This is a genomic window from Plantibacter sp. MCCC 1A11337 (assembly GCF_013349365.1).
GTDB classification, from domain to species: domain Bacteria; phylum Actinomycetota; class Actinomycetes; order Actinomycetales; family Microbacteriaceae; genus Plantibacter; species Plantibacter flavus_A.
In genome coordinates this window covers 1-22,612 of the sequence record NZ_JABJWX010000001.1, presented here as the reverse complement: position 1 = coordinate 22,612, position 22,612 = coordinate 1, and the positions used below count along the sequence as shown (strand labels likewise).

21 protein-coding genes are annotated in these 22,612 nt (G+C 70.4%); 11 read left to right on the top strand and 10 right to left on the bottom strand.

Translation table 11 applies throughout. The features are described from left to right. The first annotated feature begins 4 nt into the window (after window positions 1–4). The 6 genes from HOW07_RS00105 to HOW07_RS00080 all read left to right on the top strand — a co-directional run bounded on the left by HOW07_RS00105 (window position 5) and on the right by HOW07_RS00080 (window position 6,607). On the top strand, window positions 5–1,498 hold the full coding sequence (locus tag HOW07_RS00105) for an ABC transporter substrate-binding protein (protein ID WP_175115794.1): 1,494 nt from the start codon (window positions 5–7) through the stop codon (window positions 1,496–1,498). Between the two features lie 62 nt (window positions 1,499–1,560). Next, window positions 1,561–2,529 (top strand): ABC transporter permease, encoded by a 969-nt coding sequence (locus HOW07_RS00100; RefSeq protein ID WP_175115793.1) that lies wholly within the window; start codon window positions 1,561–1,563, stop codon window positions 2,527–2,529. Next, entirely contained in the window at window positions 2,526–3,392 is an 867-nt protein-coding gene (locus HOW07_RS00095) for an ABC transporter permease (RefSeq protein ID WP_175115792.1), read from the top strand. The genes HOW07_RS00100 and HOW07_RS00095 overlap by 4 nt, the downstream gene beginning before the upstream one ends. Further along, complete coding sequence (locus tag HOW07_RS00090; protein WP_064297022.1) at window positions 3,389–4,210, top strand: ABC transporter ATP-binding protein; 822 nt, start codon at window positions 3,389–3,391, stop codon at window positions 4,208–4,210. The genes HOW07_RS00095 and HOW07_RS00090 overlap by 4 nt, the downstream gene beginning before the upstream one ends. Then, the gene (locus HOW07_RS00085) at window positions 4,207–4,989 is read left to right on the top strand and encodes an ABC transporter ATP-binding protein (RefSeq protein ID WP_175115791.1); all 783 of its coding nucleotides are present in this window, start codon (window positions 4,207–4,209) and stop codon (window positions 4,987–4,989) included. The genes HOW07_RS00090 and HOW07_RS00085 overlap by 4 nt, the downstream gene beginning before the upstream one ends. Before the next feature lie 115 nt (window positions 4,990–5,104). Then, window positions 5,105–6,607 (top strand): MFS transporter, encoded by a 1,503-nt coding sequence (locus HOW07_RS00080; RefSeq protein WP_371743532.1) that lies wholly within the window; start codon window positions 5,105–5,107, stop codon window positions 6,605–6,607. 7 nt (window positions 6,608–6,614) lie between these two features. On the opposite strand, the gene HOW07_RS00075 is transcribed toward HOW07_RS00080, so the two are convergent. From HOW07_RS00075 to HOW07_RS00065, 3 genes are all read right to left on the bottom strand, one after another. Next, a complete protein-coding gene (locus HOW07_RS00075) occupies window positions 6,615–8,798 on the bottom strand; it encodes an ATP-dependent DNA helicase RecQ (RefSeq protein WP_175115789.1) in 2,184 nt (727 codons plus the stop codon). 91 nt (window positions 8,799–8,889) lie between these two features. Next, complete coding sequence (locus HOW07_RS00070) at window positions 8,890–9,372, bottom strand: VOC family protein (RefSeq protein ID WP_371743530.1); 483 nt, start codon at window positions 9,370–9,372, stop codon at window positions 8,890–8,892. A gap of 32 nt (window positions 9,373–9,404) precedes the next feature. Further along, window positions 9,405–10,385 carry a Ku protein gene (locus HOW07_RS00065; protein ID WP_175115788.1) on the bottom strand — a complete coding sequence of 327 codons (981 nt, stop codon included), beginning with the start codon at window positions 10,383–10,385 and terminating at the stop codon, window positions 9,405–9,407. Window positions 10,386–10,496: 111 nt separating this feature from the next. Here HOW07_RS00065 and HOW07_RS00060 point away from each other — a divergent pair, with 111 nt between their 5' ends. Next, a complete protein-coding gene (locus tag HOW07_RS00060; protein ID WP_175115787.1) occupies window positions 10,497–12,941 on the top strand; it encodes an ATP-dependent DNA ligase in 2,445 nt (814 codons plus the stop codon). A 27-nt stretch (window positions 12,942–12,968) separates the two neighbouring features. Here HOW07_RS00060 and HOW07_RS00055 read toward each other — a convergent pair whose 3' ends face one another. Continuing rightward, the gene (locus tag HOW07_RS00055) at window positions 12,969–13,703 is read right to left on the bottom strand and encodes a LuxR C-terminal-related transcriptional regulator (protein WP_079002593.1); all 735 of its coding nucleotides are present in this window, start codon (window positions 13,701–13,703) and stop codon (window positions 12,969–12,971) included. 104 nt (window positions 13,704–13,807) lie between these two features. Here HOW07_RS00055 and HOW07_RS00050 point away from each other — a divergent pair, with 104 nt between their 5' ends. After that, a complete protein-coding gene (locus HOW07_RS00050) occupies window positions 13,808–15,019 on the top strand; it encodes a sensor histidine kinase (protein WP_175115786.1) in 1,212 nt (403 codons plus the stop codon). Window positions 15,020–15,025: 6 nt separating this feature from the next. On the opposite strand, the gene HOW07_RS00045 is transcribed toward HOW07_RS00050, so the two are convergent. Beyond that, entirely contained in the window at window positions 15,026–16,075 is a 1,050-nt protein-coding gene (locus HOW07_RS00045; RefSeq protein WP_121290541.1) for an LLM class flavin-dependent oxidoreductase, read from the bottom strand. A 197-nt stretch (window positions 16,076–16,272) separates the two neighbouring features. On the opposite strand from HOW07_RS00045, the gene HOW07_RS00040 reads away from it, so the two are divergent. Then, complete coding sequence (locus HOW07_RS00040) at window positions 16,273–16,734, top strand: DUF3817 domain-containing protein (protein WP_079706044.1); 462 nt, start codon at window positions 16,273–16,275, stop codon at window positions 16,732–16,734. A 42-nt stretch (window positions 16,735–16,776) separates the two neighbouring features. Here the strand turns inward: HOW07_RS00040 and HOW07_RS00035 are convergent, their stop codons facing one another. Continuing rightward, window positions 16,777–17,550, bottom strand: a complete 774-nt coding sequence (locus HOW07_RS00035) for an alpha/beta hydrolase (RefSeq protein WP_121290539.1) — start codon at window positions 17,548–17,550, stop codon at window positions 16,777–16,779. Between the two features lie 160 nt (window positions 17,551–17,710). On the opposite strand from HOW07_RS00035, the gene HOW07_RS00030 reads away from it, so the two are divergent. After that, window positions 17,711–18,709, top strand: coding sequence for an NAD(+)/NADH kinase (locus HOW07_RS00030; RefSeq protein ID WP_231884386.1), 999 nt, complete (start codon window positions 17,711–17,713; stop codon window positions 18,707–18,709). Between the two features lie 38 nt (window positions 18,710–18,747). Here HOW07_RS00030 and HOW07_RS00025 read toward each other — a convergent pair whose 3' ends face one another. Beyond that, window positions 18,748–19,587 carry a siderophore-interacting protein gene (locus HOW07_RS00025; protein WP_175115785.1) on the bottom strand — a complete coding sequence of 280 codons (840 nt, stop codon included), beginning with the start codon at window positions 19,585–19,587 and terminating at the stop codon, window positions 18,748–18,750. A 67-nt stretch (window positions 19,588–19,654) separates the two neighbouring features. Between HOW07_RS00025 and HOW07_RS00020 the strand changes: the two genes are divergently transcribed. Continuing rightward, window positions 19,655–20,053: a hypothetical protein gene (locus tag HOW07_RS00020; RefSeq protein WP_064296129.1), complete on the top strand. Its 399-nt coding sequence runs from the start codon at window positions 19,655–19,657 to the stop codon at window positions 20,051–20,053. Window positions 20,054–20,119: 66 nt separating this feature from the next. Here the strand turns inward: HOW07_RS00020 and HOW07_RS00015 are convergent, their stop codons facing one another. From HOW07_RS00015 to HOW07_RS00005, 3 genes are all read right to left on the bottom strand, one after another. After that, window positions 20,120–20,635 carry a CarD family transcriptional regulator gene (locus tag HOW07_RS00015; protein WP_064296128.1) on the bottom strand — a complete coding sequence of 172 codons (516 nt, stop codon included), beginning with the start codon at window positions 20,633–20,635 and terminating at the stop codon, window positions 20,120–20,122. Between the two features lie 65 nt (window positions 20,636–20,700). Then, window positions 20,701–21,426 (bottom strand): TetR/AcrR family transcriptional regulator, encoded by a 726-nt coding sequence (locus HOW07_RS00010; protein WP_175115784.1) that lies wholly within the window; start codon window positions 21,424–21,426, stop codon window positions 20,701–20,703. A gap of 290 nt (window positions 21,427–21,716) precedes the next feature. Beyond that, the coding region (locus HOW07_RS00005) for an HNH endonuclease signature motif containing protein (protein WP_175115783.1) at window positions 21,717–22,612 on the bottom strand (896 nt) is incomplete at its 5' end.

Below are 22,612 nucleotides of genomic sequence, written 5' to 3'. Positions count from 1 at the left end.
ATCCGTGAAGAGAACCATCGGGCTCGTCGCCCTGTCCGTCGCCGCCGCCGTCGCCCTCGCCGGCTGCGCCGGTGGTGGTGGCAGCTCGGCGACGGGCGACGACGCGACCATCGCCGTCGGCTCGCTCTACGAGCCGCAGAACCTCAGCAACACCGGCGGCGGCGGCCAGGGCGTCACGGAGGCCTTCACCGGCAACGTGTACGAGGGCCTCTACCGCCTCACGGACGACGGCGAGGTCGAGCCCGTGCTCGCCGCCGACAGCACCGTGAGCGACGACGGCCTGACGTACACCTTCACCCTCAAGGACGGCGTCACCTTCCACTCCGGCGACCCACTCACCTCGGCAGATGTGAAGTCGAGCATCGAAGCCGTGACCGCCGAGGACTCGCAGTCGGCGCGGAAGAGCAGCTTCGCGGTGATCTCGGACATCGCGACCCCCGACGACAGGACCGTCGTCATCACCCTCTCCGAGCGCTCCATCTCCTTCATCTACAACCTGAGCTACGTCTGGATCGTCAACGACGCGGCGAAGGACCTCAAGACGACCGAGGACGGCACAGGTCCGTACACGCTCGGCGACTGGAAGCGCGGCAGCACTCTGAGCCTCGAGCGCTGGGACGACTACTGGGGTGAGCCCGCCAAGAACGCGGAGGTGGTCTTCACCTACTTCACCGACGCGACCGCGCTCAGCAATGCGCTCGTCACGAAGCAGATCGACATCATCACGAGCGTGCAGAGCCCCGACCAGCTGAGCCAGTTCACCGACAACGCGGACTACGTCGTCTCCGACGGCGACTCCACGACGAAGGAGCTGCTCGCCTTCAACGACCGGGTCGCCCCGTTCGACCAGGCGCTCGTCCGGAAGGCCGTCTACTCCGCGATCGACACCAAGAAGCTGCTCTCGTCCATCTGGGGTGACTACGGCACACTCATCGGGTCGATGGTCCCGCCGACGGACCCCTGGTACGAAGACCTCACGCAGGTGAACCCCTACGACCCAGAGCTCGCCAAGCAGCAGCTCGCCGAAGCGGGCTTCGCCGACGGCTTCACGTTCACGCTCGACACCCCGAGCTACGACCCGCACCCGGCCGTCGCCGAGTTCCTCCAGAGTGAACTCGCGAAGGTCGGCATCACGGTCGAGATCAACACGATCAGTGCGGACGAGTGGTACTCGAAGGTGTTCAAGGAACGCGACTTCCAGGCGACGCTCCAGGAGCATGTGAACGACCGTGATGTCGTCTGGTACGGCAACCCGGACTTCTACTGGGGCTACGACAACCCCGAGGTGACCCAGTGGGTGTCGGAGGCCGAACAGGCGACGACCACCGAGGAGCAGACCGCGAAGCTGAAGCTCGTCAACGAGCAGATCGCCGAGGACGCGGCGAGCGTGTGGCTGTACCTCTACCCGCAGATCGTCGTCGCCGCGAGTGATGTCTCGGGATACGGCGTCAACGGCCTGAACTCGCAGTTCTTCGTGGCGGACATCGTCCGCAAGTAGTCGTCGCCCGGGCCGACCGGCACCGCCCGGTCGGCCCGGGCCTCGCTACGCTGAGGTCCACCATGCTCGCTTACCTGCTGCGCCGATCCGCGTTCCTCGTGGTGTCGTTCCTCGTCGCCATGACCGTGCTGTTCGTGCTGCTCCGCCTGCTGCCGGGCGACCCGTCGAACGCCCTCCTCTCGGTGAACGCCACGCAGGAGCAGATCGACGCTGCACGCGAGCAGGTGGGAGCCGACCGGCCGCTCGGCGAGCAGTTCGCGGCCTGGTTCGGCGGCGTCATGACCCTCGACCTCGGTTCCTCGTTCGTGAGTTCGCTCCCGGTCGGACCGGAGATCGCGTCGCGCCTTCAGGTCACCGTGCCGCTGACGCTCCTCGCGTTCCTCCTCGCCGTGGTGCTCGCCCTCGTGGCCGGTGTCGTGTCCGCGCTGCGAGCCGACCGCTGGTACGGCATCGCGTTGTCCGGCCTCTCGCAGCTCGGGATAGCCGTGCCGGTGTTCTGGGTCGGCATCCTGCTCGTCAGCGTGTTCGCGGTGACGCTCCGGCTGTTCCCGTCCGGCGGCTTCCCGCGCGACGACTGGGCCGACCCCGCCGCGGCGCTCACGAGCCTCGCCCTTCCGGTCATCACCATCGCCATCGTCATGAGTGCGTCGGTCACCCGGTACGTCCGTTCCGCCACGCTCGACGTGGTCGGCAGCGACTACCTGCGGTCCTCGCGGGCGCAGGGAGCCGGCTTCGGCGAGGCCCTGCTCCGACACGGCGCCCGGAACGCCGCGGTGCCCGTCGTCGCGATCCTCGGCATCGAGCTCGCCACCACCTTCCTCGGCGCCGTCGTGGTCGAGAGCGTGTTCAGCCTGCCGGGCCTCGGGTCGATGCTCCTGACGGCGATCCAGCAGCACGACTACCCGAACATCCAGGGCATCCTCCTCGTCTCGACCCTCGTCGTCCTCCTGACGGGCTTCCTCGCCGACATCGCGCAACGGCTCATCGATCCGCGTCTGCGCACCTCGATCTCGGGGAACGGGCTCCGATGAGCGCCGTCGACGCCCAGACCGCGCTCACCGACCGCCGCCCGGTGCGGCGACGCGCCAGGTCCGCGACGCTGACCGTCGGACTGGTCCTCGTCGGCGTCATCGCCGTCCTGGCGGCCGTCTCGCTCGTGTGGTTGCCCTTCGCCCCCACGGACACCGCCGGCGGTCGTCTCGAAGGTCCGACCGGCACCCACTGGCTCGGTACCGACAAGCTCGGTCGCGACCTCATGACCCAGCTCATGATCGGCGCGCGCATCGCGCTCGTGACCGGCGCCGGGGCCGTCGCGGTCGGGGCGGTCATCGGGATCGCCGTGGGACTCGCCGCGGCCTTCGCATCGGCCTGGCTGGACGACACGATCTCCGCCGCGCTCGACGTCGTGATCGCCTTCCCGGTGCTCCTGCTCGCCATGCTCATCGTGGCCGCGCAGGGCGCGTCACTCGGCACCGCGATCATCGCGATCGGACTCGCCATGTCGGCCATCGTGGCCCGCCTGACCCGGATCCTCACGAAGCGGGTCCTCAGCGAGCAGTACGTCGTCGCGGCCAGGACCGCCGGGACGAGCTGGGCCGGTGTCATCGGCCAGCACGTGCTCCCGAACATCTGGCCCACCCTGACCGTCAACCTCGCACTGCAGTTCGGCATCGCCGTCCTCGCCGAAGCGAGCCTGTCGTACCTCGGCCTCGGCGCGCCACCGCCGAACGCCTCCTGGGGACGCCTGCTGCAGGAGGCCCAGGCCACCGTCACGACGGCACCGATCGGCGCGATCGCTCCGGGCGTCGCCGTGGTGATGCTCGTGGTGGGCGTGAACTTCATCGCGGACGGCCTGCGGGACCTCGGCGATCCGACGAGGAGGCGCGGCGCATGAGCGATCTCCTCGACATCTCCGGCCTGACCATCACCCGAGGCATCCGGCGCGGAGCTCCCGACGGCACTGACCGGCCGCTCCTCGACGGGCTGGACCTGACCATCGCCGCCGGGGGTCGCCTCGGCCTCATCGGCGGTTCCGGGTCCGGGAAGTCCTTGACCTCCCTCGCAGTGATCGGGCTGCTCGGCGAGCAGCTGAGCGCGAGCGGCAGCGTCGAACTGGCCGGCACCCAGGTGATCGGCGCCCCGGACCGCGCGCTGCGGCCGCTCCGCGGCCGGGTGGCGGGACTCGTCTTCCAGGAGCCGCTGACCGCACTCGACCCGCTCATGCGGGTCGGCGCCCAACTCGCCGAGCCCCTGCGTCGCCATCTGGGGCTCCGGGGCGAACGGCTCGAGGAGGCCGTCGAAGCGGCCCTCGTCGAGGTGTCCCTCACCGACACCGCGCGCATCGCCGCCTCCTACCCCCATGAGCTGTCCGGCGGGCAGCGGCAGCGGGTCGCCATCGCCATCGCACTCGCCGGTCGCCCGCAGCTCCTGATCGCGGACGAGCCGACGACGGCCCTCGACGTGACCGTCCAGGCGGAGGTGCTCGCGCTCATCGACCGGCTCGTCCGGGAACGCGGCATGGCGCTCCTGTTCATCAGTCACGACCTCGCCGTCGTGTCGGCCATGGTCGACGAGGTCGTCGTGCTGAGCGATGGTCGGGCCGTTGAACGCGGCGCGGTGGCGCAGGTGCTGACGGCACCGCAGCACGAGGACACCCGTCGTCTGGTCGCCAGCGCCCGCGCGCTCGACGACGCGCTGGAGGACCCGCGATGACCGATGCACCGATCACGACGACGCCGATCCTCGAGCTTGACGCGGTCGGCTTCCGATACCGCGGTGGTCAGGAGGCCCTGGACGGCGTCTCGCTGGCCGTCGGTGCAGGCGAGGCCGTCGGGATCGTCGGTCAGTCCGGCGCCGGCAAGAGCACCCTCCTCCGACTGCTGCTCGGCCTCGACCGGCCGACCTCGGGCTCGGTCCGGTTCGACGGTGGCGCGCTGGACCCGCGCGATCGGACGCGGGTCCGTCGATTCCGCGCATCGGTGCAGGCCGTCTTCCAGGATCCGTACTCCTCGCTCGACCCGCGGCAACGTATCGGGCGCATCGTGGCCGAACCGTTGCGCTCCCTCCGGCTGGCGACCACCGAGCACGTGGCCGTCCGCGCGTCCGCGGCGCTCGAGGCGGTGGGACTGCCCGCCGACGCGGCGTCGCGGTTCCCGCACGAGTTCTCGGGCGGCCAGCGGCAGCGGATCGCCATCGCCCGCGCGATCGTCCCGAACCCCCGGCTCCTCCTCGCCGACGAGCCCGTCAGCGCCCTCGACATGAGCACCCGGATCCAGATCATCGAGCTCCTCGCCGAGCTGCGGGCTTCGAACGGCCTGGCCCTGGTCATGGTCTCGCACGACCTCGGCACGGTGGCATCGCTGTGTGAACGCACGGTGGTCCTCCGACACGGGCAGGTCGTCGAGGCCGGCGCCACCGCTCAGATCCTCCATGATCCCGCCGAGGCCTACACGAAGCAGCTCATCGCGGCGATCCCCCGCCTCCCGCGCTGAACCGACGACGAGGCCGGACGGCATCGGCGTGGCCGAGCCGGGAATACCGCACCGACGGACGGTGTTCGACTCCGAGTGGCCTCGGCCGCATCGACTCTCCACAGGAACAGGACCCGTGACGCAGGATTCAGCGCAGCCCGACGACCACGACGAGGACCAGCCTGAGGCCGAGCGTCCCTGGCTCAGCGACGAGGAGCGGGCGGCGCTCCGCAAGCCGCTTCCGGAGCGCGCGGTCGTGACGAGCCTCGCGTTCACCGGTCTCGTCGCGGCGTTCATGATGACGCTCGTCACCCCGCTCGTGCCGTCGCTCCCCACGATCCTCGGCGTGCACGCCTCCGACAGCATGTGGGTCGTGACGGCGACGCTCCTGTCGGCCGCGGTCGCGACCCCGATCGCCGGTCGGCTCGGCGACCTCTACGGCAAACGACGGATGGTGCTCGTCCTGCTCGGCATCATGATGGCCGGTTCGGTGCTCGCCGCCTTCTCGTCCACGATCGTCCCGCTCATCGTCGCCCGGGCCCTCCAGGGGATGGCGATGGGCGTGATCCCGCTCGGCATCAGCATCCTGCGCGACGTGCTCCACGCGAAGCGGCTCGGCCCCGCGGTCGCGCTCGTGAGTGCCACGCTCGGTATCGGTGGTGCCGTCGGTCTGCCGATCTCCGCGGTGATCTCGCAGTACCTCGACTGGCACGTGCTGTTCTGGGTCGCCGGCGCCCTCGGGCTCATCGGCTTCGTCCTCGTCGCACGCTTCGTCCCGGTGAGCACCCTTCGGAGTGAAGGTGGTTTCGACTGGATCGGCGCGATCGGTCTCGCCGCCGGCCTCGTCCCCATCCTCCTCGCCGTCTCGAAGGGCAACGAGTGGGGTTGGACGAGCGTCGGGACGCTCGGCTGCTTGATCGGCGGCGTCGTCGTGCTCCTGCTCTGGGGGTGGTTCGAGGTACGCTCCGCCAGCCCGCTCGTCGACCTGCGCATCGCCGCCAGGCGGACGGTGCTCTTCACGAACCTCGCGTCCATCACGGTCGGCTTCGCCTTCTTCGGCAGCACGGTCGTCCTCCCGGGCATCCTCGAGGCGCCGGTCGGCACCGGGGTCGGTCTCGGGCAGAACATGCTCATCGCGAGCCTCTGCCTCATGCCGAGCGGTCTCATCATGTGGGCGATGTCGCCGGTCGCCGCGCGGTTGACCGCAGCCAAGGGCGCCCGATTGAGCCTGCTGATCGGCATCGCGATCATCGCGGTCGGGTACGCGATCGCGATCGGACTCATGACCGAGGTCTGGCACACCGTGCTCACGGCCACCGCGGTCGGCTTCGGAGTGGGGTTCGCCTACGCCGCCATGCCGACGCTCATCATGGGTGCCGTCCCGCCCAGCGAGACGGCGGCGTCCAACGGACTCAACTCCGTCATGCGGACGCTCGGTTCCACGATCGCGAGTGCGGTGATCGGCGCCATCCTGGCCTCCCAGGTCGTGACCGACGGAGCTGTCACGACACCCAGTGCGGACGCCTTCCGCCTGAGCTTTGCGATCTGCGCTGCAGCAGCCGTCGTCGGACTCGTCTGCACGATCCTGCTGCCGCGGCACCTGGCCAAGGACACCCGCTCCAGTCTCCACGAGGGCTGACGGGCGATCAGCCCACGATCCCGAGCGCGAACGGGAGGACCGGTCCGGATCCGGCGCGGCGGAGCGCGCGACCGGCGACGGTGAGCGTCCACCGACTGTCGGCGCGGTCGTCGACGAGCAGGACCGGCGCACCCTCGAGCGCTGCGAGCTGCGCCCGGAGTTCGGATCCGACGGTGAAGGCGTCCCAGACCCCGGCCAGCCGGTAGGCGCTGTTGCCGCCGGGACCACCGCGCGGGCCGTCGCCGACGAGGTCGAGCTCCCCGAGGTAGGGCAGTCGCCCGAGCGACGCGATGCCCCTCGCCACGGAGTCGACGAGCTGCGGACGCGACCGTGAGGGCACACTGACCACGGCGGCCGGTCGTTGCGTCCACGGCCAATCCGCCAGGACGCGGACGCTCGCGTCGATGACCGCGCGGGAGGCGGGAGCATCGGGCGCGCCCGCGGCGAAGAGCTCGCGGAGGACACCGCCCCAGCCGAGGTCGGTGAGCCGAGCGAGGGCGCGCCCGGCCTCGAGGCGGTCCTCGAGCGCGATGCGTCCCTTCACCGCTGCGCCGTCCGCGGTGACGCCGAGGCGGTCGGCTCCCGTCGGCCATTGCGCCCGCGGTTCGAGCTCGACGCCCACCCGCCCGAGCGCCTCCGATGCCGAAGCGGCCGCCGCACTGTCGAGTTCGGTGGGGAACCACGGCCCGGCGCACCGGTCGCATCGGCCACAGGGCACCGCGCTCGCGTCGTCGAGCTCACGTTGCAGCACGAGCATCCGGCACTCGTCGCCCCGCTCGTAGGCCAGCATCGCCTGCTGCTCCGCCACCCTGGCCTCGGCGATCCGCCGGTACCGCTCCCGGTCGTAGACCCACGGCTGCCCGGTCGACACCCACCCCCCGGCCACCCGCTGGACCGCGCCGTCCACGTCGAGCACCTTGAGGAGGAGTTCGAGGGGTGTGCGACGCAGGTTCACGAGTGCCTCGAGCGCGGGCGTGGACCGCGGCTGGCTGTCGAGTGCGTCGAGGACCGCGGTGGCCCGCGCTTCGTCCGGCATCGACGCGGTCGCGAAGTACTGCCAGATCTCCTCGTCCTCCGCTCCTGGCAGGAGCAGGACGTCTGCGTGCTCGGTTGCACGGCCCGCACGGCCGACCTGCTGGTAGTACGCGACCGGCGAGGACGGAGCGCCGAGATGCACGACGAACCCGAGGTCCGGTTTGTCGAACCCCATGCCGAGCGCGCTCGTCGCGACCAGCGCCTTCAGGCGGTTCTCCTTGAGGAGCCGTTCGGACTCCTCGCGTTCGTCGGGATCGGTCCGGCCGGTGTACGCCCGGACCTCGTGACCGGCCTCGCGCAGCAGCCGCGCGGTGTCCTCCGCGGCGGACACCGTGAGCGTGTAGATGATGCCGGACCCGGTGAGCCCGCCGAGGTGGCTGAGCAGCCAGGTGAGGCGGTCCCGTGACTCCGGCAGCCGGAGCACGCCGAGCCGGAGGGACGCCCTCGCGAGCGAGCCACGGATGGTGAGCACCTCGGCTCCGCGGGAGGCTGCGGCACCGGGTGCGGTGAGCTGCTCGGCGATGTCGCGGACGACGCGTGCGTTGGCCGTCGCGGTGGTCGCCAAGACCGGGACCTCGGTAGGAAGACGCCCGATCAGTTCGGCGAGCCGCCGGTAGTCGGGTCGGAAGTCGTGACCCCAGTCGGAGATGCAGTGCGCCTCGTCCACCACCAGCATGCCCGTGCGGGCCACGAGGGTCGGGAGCTGCTCATCGCGGAAGCGCGGATTGTTGAGCCGCTCGGGTGAAACGAGCAGGACGTCGACCTCGTCGGCCTCCAGCCGCGCCCGGACGTCGTCCCATTCGTGCGCGTTCGCCGAGTTGATCGCCACCGCGCGCACACCGGCGCGCTCGGCGGCCGCCACCTGGTCGCGCATGAGCGCGAGCAACGGCGAGACCAACAGGGTCGGCCCGGCGCCCCGTCGGCGCAGGAGGGCGGTCGCGATGAAGTAGACGGCGGACTTGCCCCAACCGGTGCGCTGGACGACGAGCGCACGACGATGTTCGTCGACGAGCGCGAGGATCGCCTCGAGCTGACCGTCGTGGAACGTGGCCCCCGGAACGCCCGTGAGTGCGGCGAGCGCCGATGTGGCCTCGGCGACCGATCCGGTGGGGGCTGGTTCGGGGTGGGCGGGGATGGGCGTGCTGGGGTGGGACATGCGGCAAGTCTGTCAGGAGCTGCTGACGGTGGACTGCGTCGGTGTCTCGGAGGGGCGGTGTCCCGGCTGTCGGTCGCTTGTGGAGGAGCCGCTAGCGATCGTCCGCGGCGGCGACGAGTTCGGCGATGACGAGCTTGGTCTGCCCCATCATGCATCGCATGGCTCGTGCCGCGCGTTCACGGTCGGGGTCGTTCTGCAGTTCGGCGAGGATGCCGGGCACGATCTGCCAGGACAGTCCCCAGCGGTCCTTGAGCCAGCCGCATTGGCTCGGGGCACCGCCGTCGGCGATGAGGGCGTCCCAGAGTCGGTCGATCTCGTCCTGGGTGTCGGCTCTGACGGAGAAGGAGAACGCCTCGGTGAAGGAGAAGATGGGCCCGGCGTTCATCGCGCTGACGGGGAGGCCTTCGAGCTCGAACTCGACGACCATCGCCTGGCCGGCCGGCATGGGTCCGCCTTCCGGGTAGCGGCTCACCGAGGTGATCCGGGAGTCGGGGAACAGTGACACGTAGAAGGTCGCCGCCTCCTCGGCCTGTGAGTCGTACCAGAGGAACGGGGTGATGCGGTGCTCCATCATGTCGTGCTCCCTCTCGGCCCGGGCGTCGTCGCTCAGGCGCTCTTCTTGCGTTTCGTCGCGGTCGACGCTTTCGACGGCGCGGTCTTGGCGGTACCGGTCTTCGCGCCGCTCGTCTTGGCAGTACCCGTCTTCGCTGTACCGGTCTTCGCCGAGCGGCTCGTCGCGGCGGGCTTGGCGGTGCCGGATCGCTTCGCCCCGCTCGCCGTCTTCGCGCCGGTCGTGCCGCGTTGCCGTTCGATACTGCGCTGCAGCACCTCCATGAGGTCGATCGGCTCGGCGCCCGTGTCGTCGTCGGGCTCGGGCTGCTCGCCGAAGGTGGCGGCGGTGTCGAGTGCGTCGCCCTGCTCGAGTTTCGCCTCGATGAGCTTCCGGAGCTGTGCCTGGTATTCGTCGACGAACGCGTCCGGGCGGAAGCGCGACGAGAACGACTCGACGAGCGCCTCCGACATCTCGAGTTCCTTCGCGGAGATGCGGACGCGTTCCTCGAGTGCCGGGAACCGCACCTCGCGGACCTCGTCCTCCCAGAGCAGCGTCTGCAGGAGGATGACGTCCTCGCGCACCCGGAGGGCGCCGAGACGCGTCTTCTGGCGGAGGGCGAACCGCACGATGGCCGTGCGGTCGGTCTCCTCGAGCGTCCGCCGGAGGAGGACGTAGGCCTTCGACGAGGAGGAGTCCGGTTCGAGGAAGTAACTGCGGTCGAACATGATCGGGTCGAGGTCGTCGCTCGGCACGAACTCGACGACCTCGATCTCGCGGCTGCGTTCCTCGGGGAGCGATGCCAGGTCGTCGGCGGTGAGGACCACCGTCTGCTCGCCGTCCTGGTAGGCCTTGTCGATGTGGTCGTAGCTGACGACCTTGCCGCAGACCTCGCACTTGCGCTGGTACCGGATGCGCCCGCCGTCGGCGTCGTGGACCTGGTGCAGCGACAGGTCGTGGTCCTCCGTGGCGCTGTACACCTTCACCGGGACGTTCACCAGACCGAAGGTGACCGCACCTTTCCAGATCGCGCGCATGACCGCTCCCGTCCGCCGGCGGATCCGCCCGCGCTGTCGTGGTGACCAGTAGACACCCGGAACATCGTCAAGGGCTAGCCCTTGACGCCCGTGGGCGGCAGGCTGATCGCCATGGCGAGGACGAGCGGTGGCGGCGCGCAGACGCAGTGGGTCGACGTCGACGGACGCCGGATCCAACTCACCCATCTCGACAAGGTGCTGTACCCCGAGACCGGCACGACGAAGGCCGAGGTCCTCGCCTACTACGCCGCGGTCGCCGAACACCTCCTCCCGCACCTCGCCGATCGGCCGGTGACCCGGAAACGCTGGGTGCACGGCGTCGGGACGGCTGCGGCGCCGGAGTCCGGGTTCTTCCAGAAGGATCTGGGCACCGCGGCTCCCGACTGGGTCCAGCGGCTCCCCATCGAGCACAGCGATCACACGAACGAGTACCCGATCGTCGACGATCTCGCGACGCTCACGTGGCTGGCGCAGTTGGGTGCGCTGGAGCTGCACGTGCCGCAGTGGCGGTTCGACCGATCCGGCGAGCGCCGTCCGCCCGACCGTCTCGTCCTCGACCTCGATCCGGGTGAGGGGGTGTCCCTCGCAGAGTGCGCTGGTGTCGCGGGCCTCGCGCGGGCGGTGTTGGTGGACATGGGGCTGGATCCGGTCCCGCTCACGAGTGGGAGCAAGGGGATCCACCTGTATGCGGCGTTGGACGGCCGGCAGAGTTCCGAGGAGGTGTCGCTCGTGGCGCATGAGCTCGCGCGGGCGCTGGCCGCGGACGAGCCGGGCCTCGTGGTGAGCGAGATGTCGAAGCAGCGACGCACGGGGAAGGTCTTCGTCGATTGGAGTCAGAACAACGGGTCGAAGACGACGATCGCGCCGTTCTCGTTGCGTGGTCGGTCGCGGCCGACGGTGGCGGCTCCCCGCCGGTGGGAGGAGCTCGACGATCCGGGGCTGGTGCAGCTGGAGTTCCCTGCGGTGCTCGAGCGTCTGGCGGACGGTGAGGACCCGATGCGGGTGCTCGGCGACCCGCGTCCGTCGATCACGATCCGCCCGTCGGAGCACGAGGACCGGCTCGTGGAGTACCGGCGGAAGCGGGACGCGGAGCGGACGCCCGAGCCCGTCCCGGACGGACCGCCGTCGCCTGCCGCTGCCGGGACACCGCCCTCGTTCGTGATCCAACGACACGAGGCGCGGAAACTGCACCATGACTTCCGGCTCGAGCACGACGGTGTGCTGGTGTCGTGGGCCCTGCCGAAGGGGGTCCCGACGGATCCGAGCAGCAACCACCTGGCGGTGCGCACGGAGGACCACCCCATCGAGTACGGCAGTTTCGAGGGGACGATCCCGGCTGGGGAGTACGGGGCCGGTGAGGTGACCATCTGGGACGCGGGCACCTACGAGCTGGAGAAATGGCGCGACGACGAGGTCATCGGGACCCTGCACGGCCGGGCGGGAGGCGCGCTCGGCGGGCCGATGCGGTTCGCGCTCATCCGGACCGCGGGCGGGACGGGACGGGAGGCGCCGTCGTGGCTCATCCACCGGATGCGCGCGCCGGGTGACCCGCCGGCTCCACCGGTCGTACGGCCTCGTGGGATCCCCACCCCCATGCTCGCGAGTGTCGCGGCACCCGGCGAGCTGGTCGACGACGGATCCTGGGCGTTCGAGATGAAGTGGGACGGCATCCGTGCGATCGCGAGCGTCGACGGCTCGACGGGGCGGGTGCGGTTGTCGAGCCGGAACGGCAAGGACCTCACGATGGCGTACCCGGAGGTGGTCGAGGAGCTCGCGACGTCGCTCGCCGGCCGTGCGGTCGTCCTCGACGGTGAGATCGTGGCGTCAGGGCCTGACGGCCGTCCCGACTTCTCGCTCCTGCAGCGTCGGATGCAGCTCACCGCGGAGCGGGACGTCGAACGGGAGCGCCGTCGGACACCGGTCCGTCTGCTGCTGTTCGACCTGCTCGCGCTGGACGACACGGATCGGACGGAACTGCCGTACCGGGAGCGTCGGGAGCTGCTCGAGCGGACGATCGCGTCCGGGACCGTCGTCCAGGTGCCGCCGACGATCGACGGCTCGCTCGACGATGCGCTCGAGGTGAGTCGGGGGTTGCGGTTGGAGGGGGTGATGGCGAAGGAGCTCGACGGCCGCTACCGACCGGGTCGGCGCAGCAGCACCTGGGTCAAGTTCAAGCACGAACGCATGGAGGAGGTGGTGGTCGCGGGCTGGCGTCCCGGTCGGGGCGGGCGCTCGGGTGGGATCGGGTCGCTCCTGCTCGGGGTGCCGGGCGCGGATGGGCTGCTGCACTACGCTGGGCGGGTCGGGAGCGGCTTCAGCGATCGTGAGTTGGCGGCGACCGCGCTGCGCTTCGAACGGTTGGGGCGGGCGTCGACGGCTCTCGTGGGTGTCCCGCCGGCCGACGCGGCCGACGCCAACTGGGTGGAACCGGTCCTCATCGGGGAGGTCCGCTTCAGCGAGTGGACACCGGATGGACGGTTCAGGCATCCGGTCTGGCGCGGATGGCGCCCTGATCGGACGGTGGACGACCTCGAAGCGCCGGACCGCGGACGCTGAGCCCTGGCACCGACCGCGGACGTCGGGTCAGGACAAGCGGCCGGATTCGGAGAGGAGGGCGAGAACGGCCGACACCCGTGGGTTGCTCGAGGTGTCATGCTCGATCCCGAGTGCGGCGTAGATCGCCGTGAGGTGGTTCTGAACGGACTTCTCCGCGATCCCGAGCCTGGTCGCGATCCCCGTGTTCGAGCGACCGGTCGCGAGCAGCTGCAGCACGGCGTACTGCCGGTCGGTGAGCGACTCGAGACTCGACCCCGCCCTGGGCCTGGTCCGATCGATGAGTTCGGGATCGAGCATCGTCTCGCCGCGAGCGGAGACCCGGATGGCCTCGAGGAGGATCTCGCGCGTGAGTGACGAGGTCTTCGACAGGTAGCTCCACCCTTCGCGGACGTCGGCCGGCATCTCGAGCAGCATGTCCATCAGGTCGTAGGCGGACAGCAGGACGACACCGAGGCCGGGTTGCGCCCGGCGGAGGGAGACGCCGAGGCTCACCCCGTTGCCGTCGGGCAGCTCGATGTCCATGGTCAGCACGTCCACCGTCCCCGGGAGGAACAGCCTGCGGGCCTCGGCGACAGTACCCGCACGCCCGACGAACGTCACGCCTGGCGCCCCGTCGAGCAGCTCGGCGAGCATGCCGCCGAGCAGCGGCTGGTCCTCGATCACCCCGACACGCAGCGGCCTGGTGGTCGCGGCGTCCGTCGTCGCATCGTCGACCGTGGACAGCGCGGCGGGCGAGGGGTCGGAGTGCGACTGGTGGTGCATGTTCCGAGTATCCCGGATCGAGATGGGAACGACCGAGGGGGAAGCTCCCGAGCGACCGCACGTCGATGTCGGCGGTGGCGCGCACGGCAGGTCAGAATGGAGCCATGACCCAGGAGGCCCGGACCGCTCGCGCTGAGCGCTGGAGCGACAGCCGGGCGTTCATCACGGCCAGTGGTGCCATGGCAGCGGTCTTCGGACTCGCGGTGTCCTTCCAGAGCGTCTACATCTACACCTGGGTCGCCCCGGGTGGGACGCGTGGCATGCTCGCCGAACGGGTCACCGCCAACCTCGTCTCGTTGAGCGCGGCGATCCTCGTACTCGCACTCCTGCTGTGGTCGAGGTGGGGGCCGTCGCTCCACGAGTGGTGGCGCCCGAAGGTGCTCGGGGGTGTCCTCCTCGTGGCGGTGCTGACGGGGCTGCTGCGGAGCGGGCTCCAGCTCCTGCTGGGCGTGTACCGCGACCCGAGCTTGCAGACGGTCCTCGTCGAGGCCGGGACGACGACGCTCGCCCTGGCGGTCTGCGCGACGTTCGGGTTCAGCCTCAGTGCCGCCCGGCGACGCGCCCGCGAGCAGGAGCGCGCGCACGCCGATCAGCGACACCGGGCCGACCTCGCCCTCCAATCCCTGCAGGGTGAGGAGCTGCGGGTGAAGCGGGAGGTCGCGGAAGGGCTGCATGGCACGTTGCAGCAGCACCTCGTCCTGATCAGCGCCCAGCTCGCGTCCGTCACGACAGCACTCGAACGGGGCGGCCCGGACGTCGGGTCGGATGCGGCCAGGACCCTTCGGTCCCTCGGCGAGGAACTCCGGACCGTGCGCGAGCGCGACGTGCGCGAGCTCAGCCGGCTCCTGTCGCCGCCGCTGCTCGAGGTCGGGATCGCACCGAGCATCCGCGCCATCCTGCAACGGCTCCCCCCGTCGATCACCACCAGTCTCGACGTCTCTCCGGACTTCCGGCTCCTCGACGACCCGATCGACAACGTCTTCACGACGGCGGAGCGCGCGGTGGTCGTCCGCACGCTCGAGGAGGGCGTGACGAACGCGCTGACCCACGGGGCGGCCGATCGACTCGTCGTGGACCTCCGGGTCTCGTCGCCAGCCACCGAGCGGCGAGGGACGATGACGGGCGCCGTCGAGCTGCGCGTCGTCGACAACGGCTCCGGAATCCGCGACGACGCCGAACCGTCCGGCGGCCTGCTGCAACTGGATCGACGGGCCGGCGCCTTCGGCGGGTCCCTCAGGGTCCGCCCGGCAGCCGACGAGACCGGCGGCACCGTCCTGACGCTGACGATGCCCTACCGCCCGCCGGCGATCCGCTGAACCGGATCAGGCGGTCGAGGCCTCGGTCAGCAGTTCGCGGACGCGCGGGACGACCGCGGAGCCGTACAGACCGATGCTGTCCATGAGGTGCTCGTGCGACAGCGAACCGTTGCTGATCTTCAGATCCACGCGGGACAGCCCCAAGCCGTCGACCGCGGTCGCGACCTTGCGTGCGACCGTCTCCGGCGAACCGACGAACAGGGCACCCTCCGGGCCGGCCTCCTGCTCGAAGTGCCCACGGGTCATCGGGCTCCAGCCCCGCTCGCGGCCGATCCGGTCCATCATCGCCCGGTAGTGCGGCCAGAGCTGCTCCTGCGCGAGCTCATCGGTCTCGGCGATGTGGGCCGGAGAGTGCATGCCCACGGGCTGGGTCGGCAGCTGGAACTGCGCGAGTGCGCGGTGGTAGAGGTCGACGAAGGGGGCGAACCGCAGCGGCCCACCACCGATCACGGCCAGCATCATCGGCAGGCCGTATCGAGCGGTCCGCACGACCGACTCGGGGCTTCCGCCCACACCGACCCACGTCTTCAGCTTCCCGTGTTCCACCCGCGGGTAGACCGACTGTTCCCGGAGCGGCGCGCGCGTCTTGCCCGACCAGGTGACCGGTCCCTGCTCGAGGAGGGCGACGAACAGCTCGAGCTTCTCCTCGAAGAGTTCCTCGTACTGCGACAGCTCGTACCCGAAGAGCGGGAACGACTCGGTGAAGGATCCGCGGCCCAGGATGGCTTCGGCCCGCCCTCCCGAGATGCCGTCGAGCGTCGCGAACCGCTGGTAGACGCGCACCGGGTCGTCGGAACTCAGCACCGTGACGGCGGATCCGAGATGGATGCGCTCGGTGCGGGCCGCGATCGCCGCCAGCACGACCTCGGGTGACGAGACCGCGAAGTCCTCACGGTGGTGCTCCCCCACCCCGATGAAGTCGAGGCCGACCGCCTCGGCGTGGACACCTTGCTCCACGACGTTGCGCAGGACCTGCGCCTGGGACAGTGGTGCGCCGTCGGCGTCGACCGTGACGTCACCGAAGGTGTCGATGCCGAACTCGAGGGGTGTGGTCATGGGGTTCTCCAACGTCGTGTGGCTCGCCGCGAGCTGTCACGGCGATTGTATGTGTTTGCATACATCTCGGTGAACCGCGTCGCTCTGACGCGTATTCCCGATCCACCCAGGGTGGCAGAACCGGGCGCCCGCTGGGAGCACCCTCTCAGCAGTGCCTGGCAAGCTGGAAGACCTGCACCCCGAGCCTTGGAGCCCCTGTGTCGCCGCGCCGCCTCTTCCGCCTGATCGCGATCGCCGAGGCGATCACCTGGACCCTGCTCATCATCGGGATGATCCTCAAGTACGTCACGAAGACGACCGACCTCGGCGTGAGCATCGGTGGCGCGCTGCACGGCTTCGTGTTCCTCGTCTACGGCGCGACGGTCCTGCTCATCGGGATCAATCAGCGCTGGCCCATCGGCACGATCCTCGTGGGCCTCGTGAGCGCCGTCGTCCCGTACGCGACCATCCCCTTCGACCTCTGGGCGGACCGCACCGGCCGACTCGACGGGGCGTGGCGCCGTGAGGCTGGTGCCGACCCGCGCGACCAGCGCGTGCTCGACCGCCTGACCCGCTGGCTCGTCCGACACCCGATCCTGCTCGTGGTCGTCGGCGGCCTCGTGGTCGTCGCCGTCTTCACGGCGCTGCTCGTCGTCGGGCCGCCGGTCCCGAAGGGCTGATCGTCAGGGTCCCTGCGGACCGCCGGGGCCCACCCCGCCCGCTCAGCCGAGCAGCTCGACCAGATTCCGCGTGATCTCGGAGCGGGCCTCATCACTGGAGATCGTCGCCGAACCGTCTCCGGGCTGTACCCCGTAGTCACCGAAGCTCGCGTGGTTCGCCCCGCCGATCTCGACCATCGTCGCGTCGGCGGGCAGCCGGACGCGCGCGTCGGCGACCTTCTCCGGGGTACTCAGTCCGTCGTCGCTCCCCGCGAGGCTCAGCACCTCGAGGGCCGAGCCGGAGAGGTCGTTCGCGCAGTAACTCCCGAACAGGACGAGACCCGTCACCGCGGGATCCTCTGCGAGCTGGCAGGCGCGCACCCCGCCGAGCGAGTGGCCGCCGACGAACCAGGTGTCGACGTCCGGGGCGGCGGCGGTGAACGTCTCCAGCGGCCGTTGGTCGAAGAACGCCAGGTTGAGCGTCGGCTTCGTGATGACCACGGTCACGCCGGCCTCCTCGACGACGCCGGACAGCTTGTACAGGTAGGCGTAGGGGTCGACCTTCGCCCCGGGGATGAAGACGAGACCGGTACCGGAGGCCGGACGCTCGGCGTCCGCGGTCGGGGCGAGGACCACGGCGTCGCCGACGTCGGTGACGGAGACCGCAGGGTCCTCCCACACCGCGAGTGCGGCGGGACGGGTGCCCTGCATGACGATCTGGGTCCAGACGACGAACCCGAGGACGACGACGAGCACCGTGCACAGGATTCCGATGAGGATCGACTTCAGCCGCCCCGCCCGCCGCGGTCGGCCAGGGTGCTCGGTCACATCGCTCATGTCGTTCCTCCACGCTCGGCGCCCCGCGAGGATCACGGCGGACCGGCTCCCTCCAGTATCCCAAACGCGGCCCAGGGCGCGTCGGTCGCGAGGCACGCCACTGCCCGCCGGGAGCCCGCGTCCCGGTCCTGCTGTCAGGCGATCGGCCTATGCTCGACGGGTGACCACCACTCGCACGAAGCACCCCACCGGGCCGTCGATGACGATCGGCCTCATCACGCACCCGACGAAGAACATCGACGACTCCGTCCGCATCCTCCGCTCATGGCAGCTCGAACACGGCGCGCGCCTCGTCGGACTCCGCGCGGAGGCCAACCGGCTCGGCGACGACGTCGAACTGCTCGACGAGGACGCCTTCGCGTCGTCGGTCGACGTCGCCGTGGCGATGGGCGGCGACGGCACGATGCTCGGCGCGATGCGGCTGCTCGCCGGCCGATCCGCACCGGTGCTCGGCGTCAACTACGGCAACGTCGGCTTCCTCGTCGAGGTCGAGCCGGCCGCGCTCGCTGAGGCACTCCAACGGGTCAGCGACAACGAGTTCTCCCTCGAACCGCACCACGGCCTCGAGGTGACGATCACCACCGGCGAGCAGGTCGCCCATCTCCTCGCCTTCAACGACGTCTCCATCGCCCGGCGCCCGGGAACCGGCGTGGTCATGGCCGACCTCGCCGTGGACGGCACCGCCTACGGGTACTTCAAAGCCGATGCGATCGTGATCGCCACCCCGACCGGATCGACGGCCTACAACTACGCGGCCGGCGGGCCGGTGCTCTCCCCCGCCGTCGCCGCCACCGTCGTCACGCCGGTCGCGCCCATGTCGGGCATCGACCGCTCGTTCATCCTCGGGCCGGCGGAGCGCCTGCAGTTCTCGATCGGCACGGCGACGAAGCAGGCCGCCGTCGAGATCGACGGCCAGGTCCTGTCCGATGTCGCAAGTGGCGCGGTCGTGACCGTCCGGCTCGTGCGCGACGCAGCCAACGTCGTGCGACTCGACCCGAGCCGGCACTCGCGCAAGGGCCGGATGAAACTCAGCCTGCTCGACCTCCCGTTGCGTCGCGATCAGCTGCTCGACCTCGTTCCACCGGACATCCGGGCACGCGTCGAGCGTCCGTCGCGGGTCCGCCGGACGCGCAGCAAGCCGGCCGACCCCTCACATTGAGTCAGGCGCCCGCCCGCAGCGCGGCGCCGGGGCGGGCGTCACGAGGCCGGCAGGACGACCCCGATCGGTTCGCGCTTCTCCGCCTGGAAGCGGTCTTCGGTGCGTCCGTAGGCCCAGTACCCGGACAGTGAGAGCTGGGAGCGGTCGAGCCCGCGCTGGGTGAGGAACACCTCACGAAGTGCTTTCATCGACTCCCGCTCGCCGTGGGCGAAGACCTGCACGCGTCCGTCAGGCCACGGGTGTCCGGTGATGGCGGTCGCGAGGAGCGCGGCCGTCGATTCGTCGCGGGCCGCACGGCCGACCCAGATGAGCTGCACCCCGGCCGGGTGGTCGAGCTCGACGAGGTCGTCCCGCCCACCGATCTCGAGGAACGCGAGCCCCTTCGCTTCCGCTGGGAGCGCCTCGAGGGCGGCGGCGATCGCGGGGATCGCCGACTCGTCGCCCGCGAAGAGGTGCCACTGGGCGGTCGGGTCGGGCCGGTAGGCACCGCCGGGGCCGGCGAGCACGACGCGGTCTCCCGGCTGAGCGGCAGCGGCCCACGGGCCGGCGATGCCCTCGTCGCCGTGCACCACGAAGTCGATGTCGATGGTGCCCGCCGCCTGGTCCACGCGTCGCACCGTGTAGGTGCGGGTGACCGGGAGGTCGGCGGGTGCCAGCGTCTCACGGAGCGCCGCGAGGTCGTACGGTGGCTCGAGGCCGAGTTCGGGCTTGGCGAAGGAGATCTTCACGTAGCTGTCGGTGGCGTCCTTGGGCTGGAAGTCGGCGAAGCCTGGACCGCCGAGGGTGAGGCGCACGAGGTGCGGTGTGACCCAGGAACTGCGGACCACCTCGAGGATGATCTGTGGACGTGGGGCTCGAGGTCGCGGTGTCGTCGTCATGATTGTCTCCATTCTGCCGCCCATCGGACGGTCTCGGCATCCCCGATCCCGCTGTCATACTTGAGGGATGGCTACGACCGCAGGCTGGTACCCGCACCCCGACGACCCGACGAAGGAACTCCACTTCGACGGCGAGACCTGGGGCGACTCGAGGGTGCTGCGGTTCCAGCGGGACAAGCCGTCGCAGGCCGACGCCGCGGGCTGGTACCCGCACCCGACCGACGAGGAACGCCAGGTGCACTTCGACGGACGAGCATGGACGGACACGCGGGTGTTGCAGCTCAGCGGCGGCGCGTCCGCTGACGGCGGGCAGGCTCCGGTCTACGTGTCGCCCGCCGAACTGCCGGCCCCGGAACGCGAGAGCCGTGCCTGGACGATCACCAAGGCCGCCCTGTCCTTCGGGCCGATCGTCGCCATCGCGGTCGTCGGCGTGCTGGCGATCGTCAGCGGCAACACCGGGAGCTGAGGCACCCTCCACGACGACGAAGAGCGCCCCGCCGAACCGGCGGGGCGCTCTTCGTCTGCATGGGACCTACTTGGCGGCGACGGCCTCGGGGGTCGCGATCGACGAGGCGAGCACCTCGTCGAGGCCCGCAGACGCCTCTTCGTCGGTCATCGACTGCGCGAGCGCGAGTTCGGAGACGAGCACCTGGCGCGCCTTCTGGAGCATGCGCTTCTCGCCGGCCGACACGCCGCTGTCCTGGTCGCGACGCCACAGGTCGCGGACGACCTCGCCGACACGGTGGACGTTGCCACTGGCCATCTTCTCCTGGTTGGCCTTGTATCGACGCGACCAGTTGCCGGGCTCCTCGACGAACGGCTCGCGGAGCACGCCGTAGACGGCCTGGACGCCGTCGTGGTCGATGACGTCGCGCACACCGACGAGGTCGGCGTTCGCGATCGGCAGCTTGATGGTGAGCTCGGACGTGTGCACGCGAAGCGTCATGACGTCCTGCTCGACACCCTTGATCGTCACCTTCGACAACTCGGTGATGGTGACCGCTCCGTGGTGCGGGTAGACCAGGGTCTCTCCAACGATGAACTGCATGGTTCCTCTTCTCTTATCAGGTCGTCACCGGTACTCGCGCACCGGCGTCGTCGTGCTCCGGCGGTTCAGCGGCCGGATGGTTCGGGGGTCGGTGGTGGCGGTGACGCGCCGACGGATCGTTCGTCGAGCAGCCAGGCGGGCAGCAGGGCGACCAGGGCTTCGACCAGTTCGTCGTCCGAGACGTCGATGCGTCCGCGGCGCCAGCCGTCGACGAGGGAGAGCGTGCCACCGGCGACATAGGCGGAGACCAGGCCCGCCGGGATGCCGACCGGGACCTCGGCGCGCTCGAGCAGCGAGCCGATGAGGTGGTCGGCGTGCTCGCCGACGAGGTCATCGAACGCGCTGCGGGCGACGGGGAGCTCGAGCACGCTCGAGTACAGCGGTGCGTCTTCGAGGAGCTGGGCGACGAGGCGTCGGTAGGCTTCGCGGGCGCGCTCGGCGCTACCCAGCGACTCGCCCGCGGGCCGCACCGAGACTCCGGACGCGGCAAGGCCGGCGAACTGCACCCGCAGGTAGGCCGCGGTGAGGTCGTCGAGGCTGGCGAAGTGGGCGTAGAACGAGCTGCGGCTGATCCCGGCGACGCGGACGATGTCGCCGACGGACACGCGTTCCGGCCGACCGGCGAGGATGGTGGCGACGGCGTCGAAGATCGTCTGCCTGGTGCGCTCGGCACGTGGGTCGCCCGTCGCTCGGAGGACGGGAGCGAAGCGCTCGACGCGCGACGGCGGAGCGGGACGTTCTGTGGTGGACTGCTCGACACCGAGGGCGGGAACTCCTGATGTGCGAGGCATTCCCACCAGTGTACCACGACTTCTCGGACAGCTGTCCGAGACAGCACCTGTCGGCTTCGAGTGGGTCCCTCCTCCAGGTCCATCCGGGCACACCTCTCTCCCCCGAGCCGGGGCAGCGCGACCCGAGTGCCCTTCGACAGGCTCAGGGACCGACTCGTTCCCGGACAACCTCCCCCGGTCACTGAGCTTGTCGATGTGCAGCACGGCTCGGGAACCGAAGCGGTGCGGACAGCCTCCTCCCGGTCACTGAGCTTGTCGAAGTGCCCACGAGGAACCCTTCGCCGGCGGGTTCAGAACGGTGCGGGATCGGGTGCCGTCCGGTGGTGTCTGCCGTCGGGTGTCGTCCACTCGAGCACCCCACCGGGTCCGTGGTCGAGGTTCCATCCGGGGAGGTGCTTCATCCGGTGGTGACGTCGGCACAGGCAGGCGAGATTCGCGACATCCGTGGTGCCGCCGTCCGCCCACGCGACCGAATGATCGAGATCGCACGCTCTGGCCCGTCTGCCGCAGCCTGGTGCGCGGCAGGTGCCGTCCCGAAGGCGCACCGCCCGTTGGAGATCGGCCGGGACGCGGTACTGGTTTCGGCCGACGGAGAGGACCGCGCCTGTTTCCGGTTGGACGAGGATCCGGGTGAAGCTCGGTGCGTTCACCGCGATACGCGCCGCGGTCTCGGGGTCGATCGGGCCGTAGCCGTCGAGGGTTGCCGGGGCCTCGGAGACGCCGGCCATGCTGAGTGCCGGGACGGTGATCTGCACGGTCGGTGTGATGTGTTCCTGGACCTCGATCGGGTGCGGGAGCACCGGGCTCGACAGGACGTCTTCAGGCGTCACACCGGTGAGGGCGAGCGCCGCCAGGGCGTCGGCCTGCAGTTGGGCGCAGGTGCGGGTTTCGCCAGATGCGCGTGATTCTGAGGCCGCTGCCTCGACCCGCTCGATGATGCCCTGGGCGATCGGGGCGGTTGTGAACAGGTGCACCCACGCCATGCCGTCCGCTGCCGGTTCGAACTCGACCCGGCGGTCCGCCTCGGACCGGACCGCTCTCGCAGTGATCGATTCCGGGTGGAGCCGCTCGCGCAGAACGCGGGCGCGCTTCCGGAGGTACGCATTGGTGGAGTGTTCCGCGACCGGCAGGACTTCCGCGAGGAACACCGCCCGCCCCGCGGTCGGCACGTCACTGAGCTGGTCGA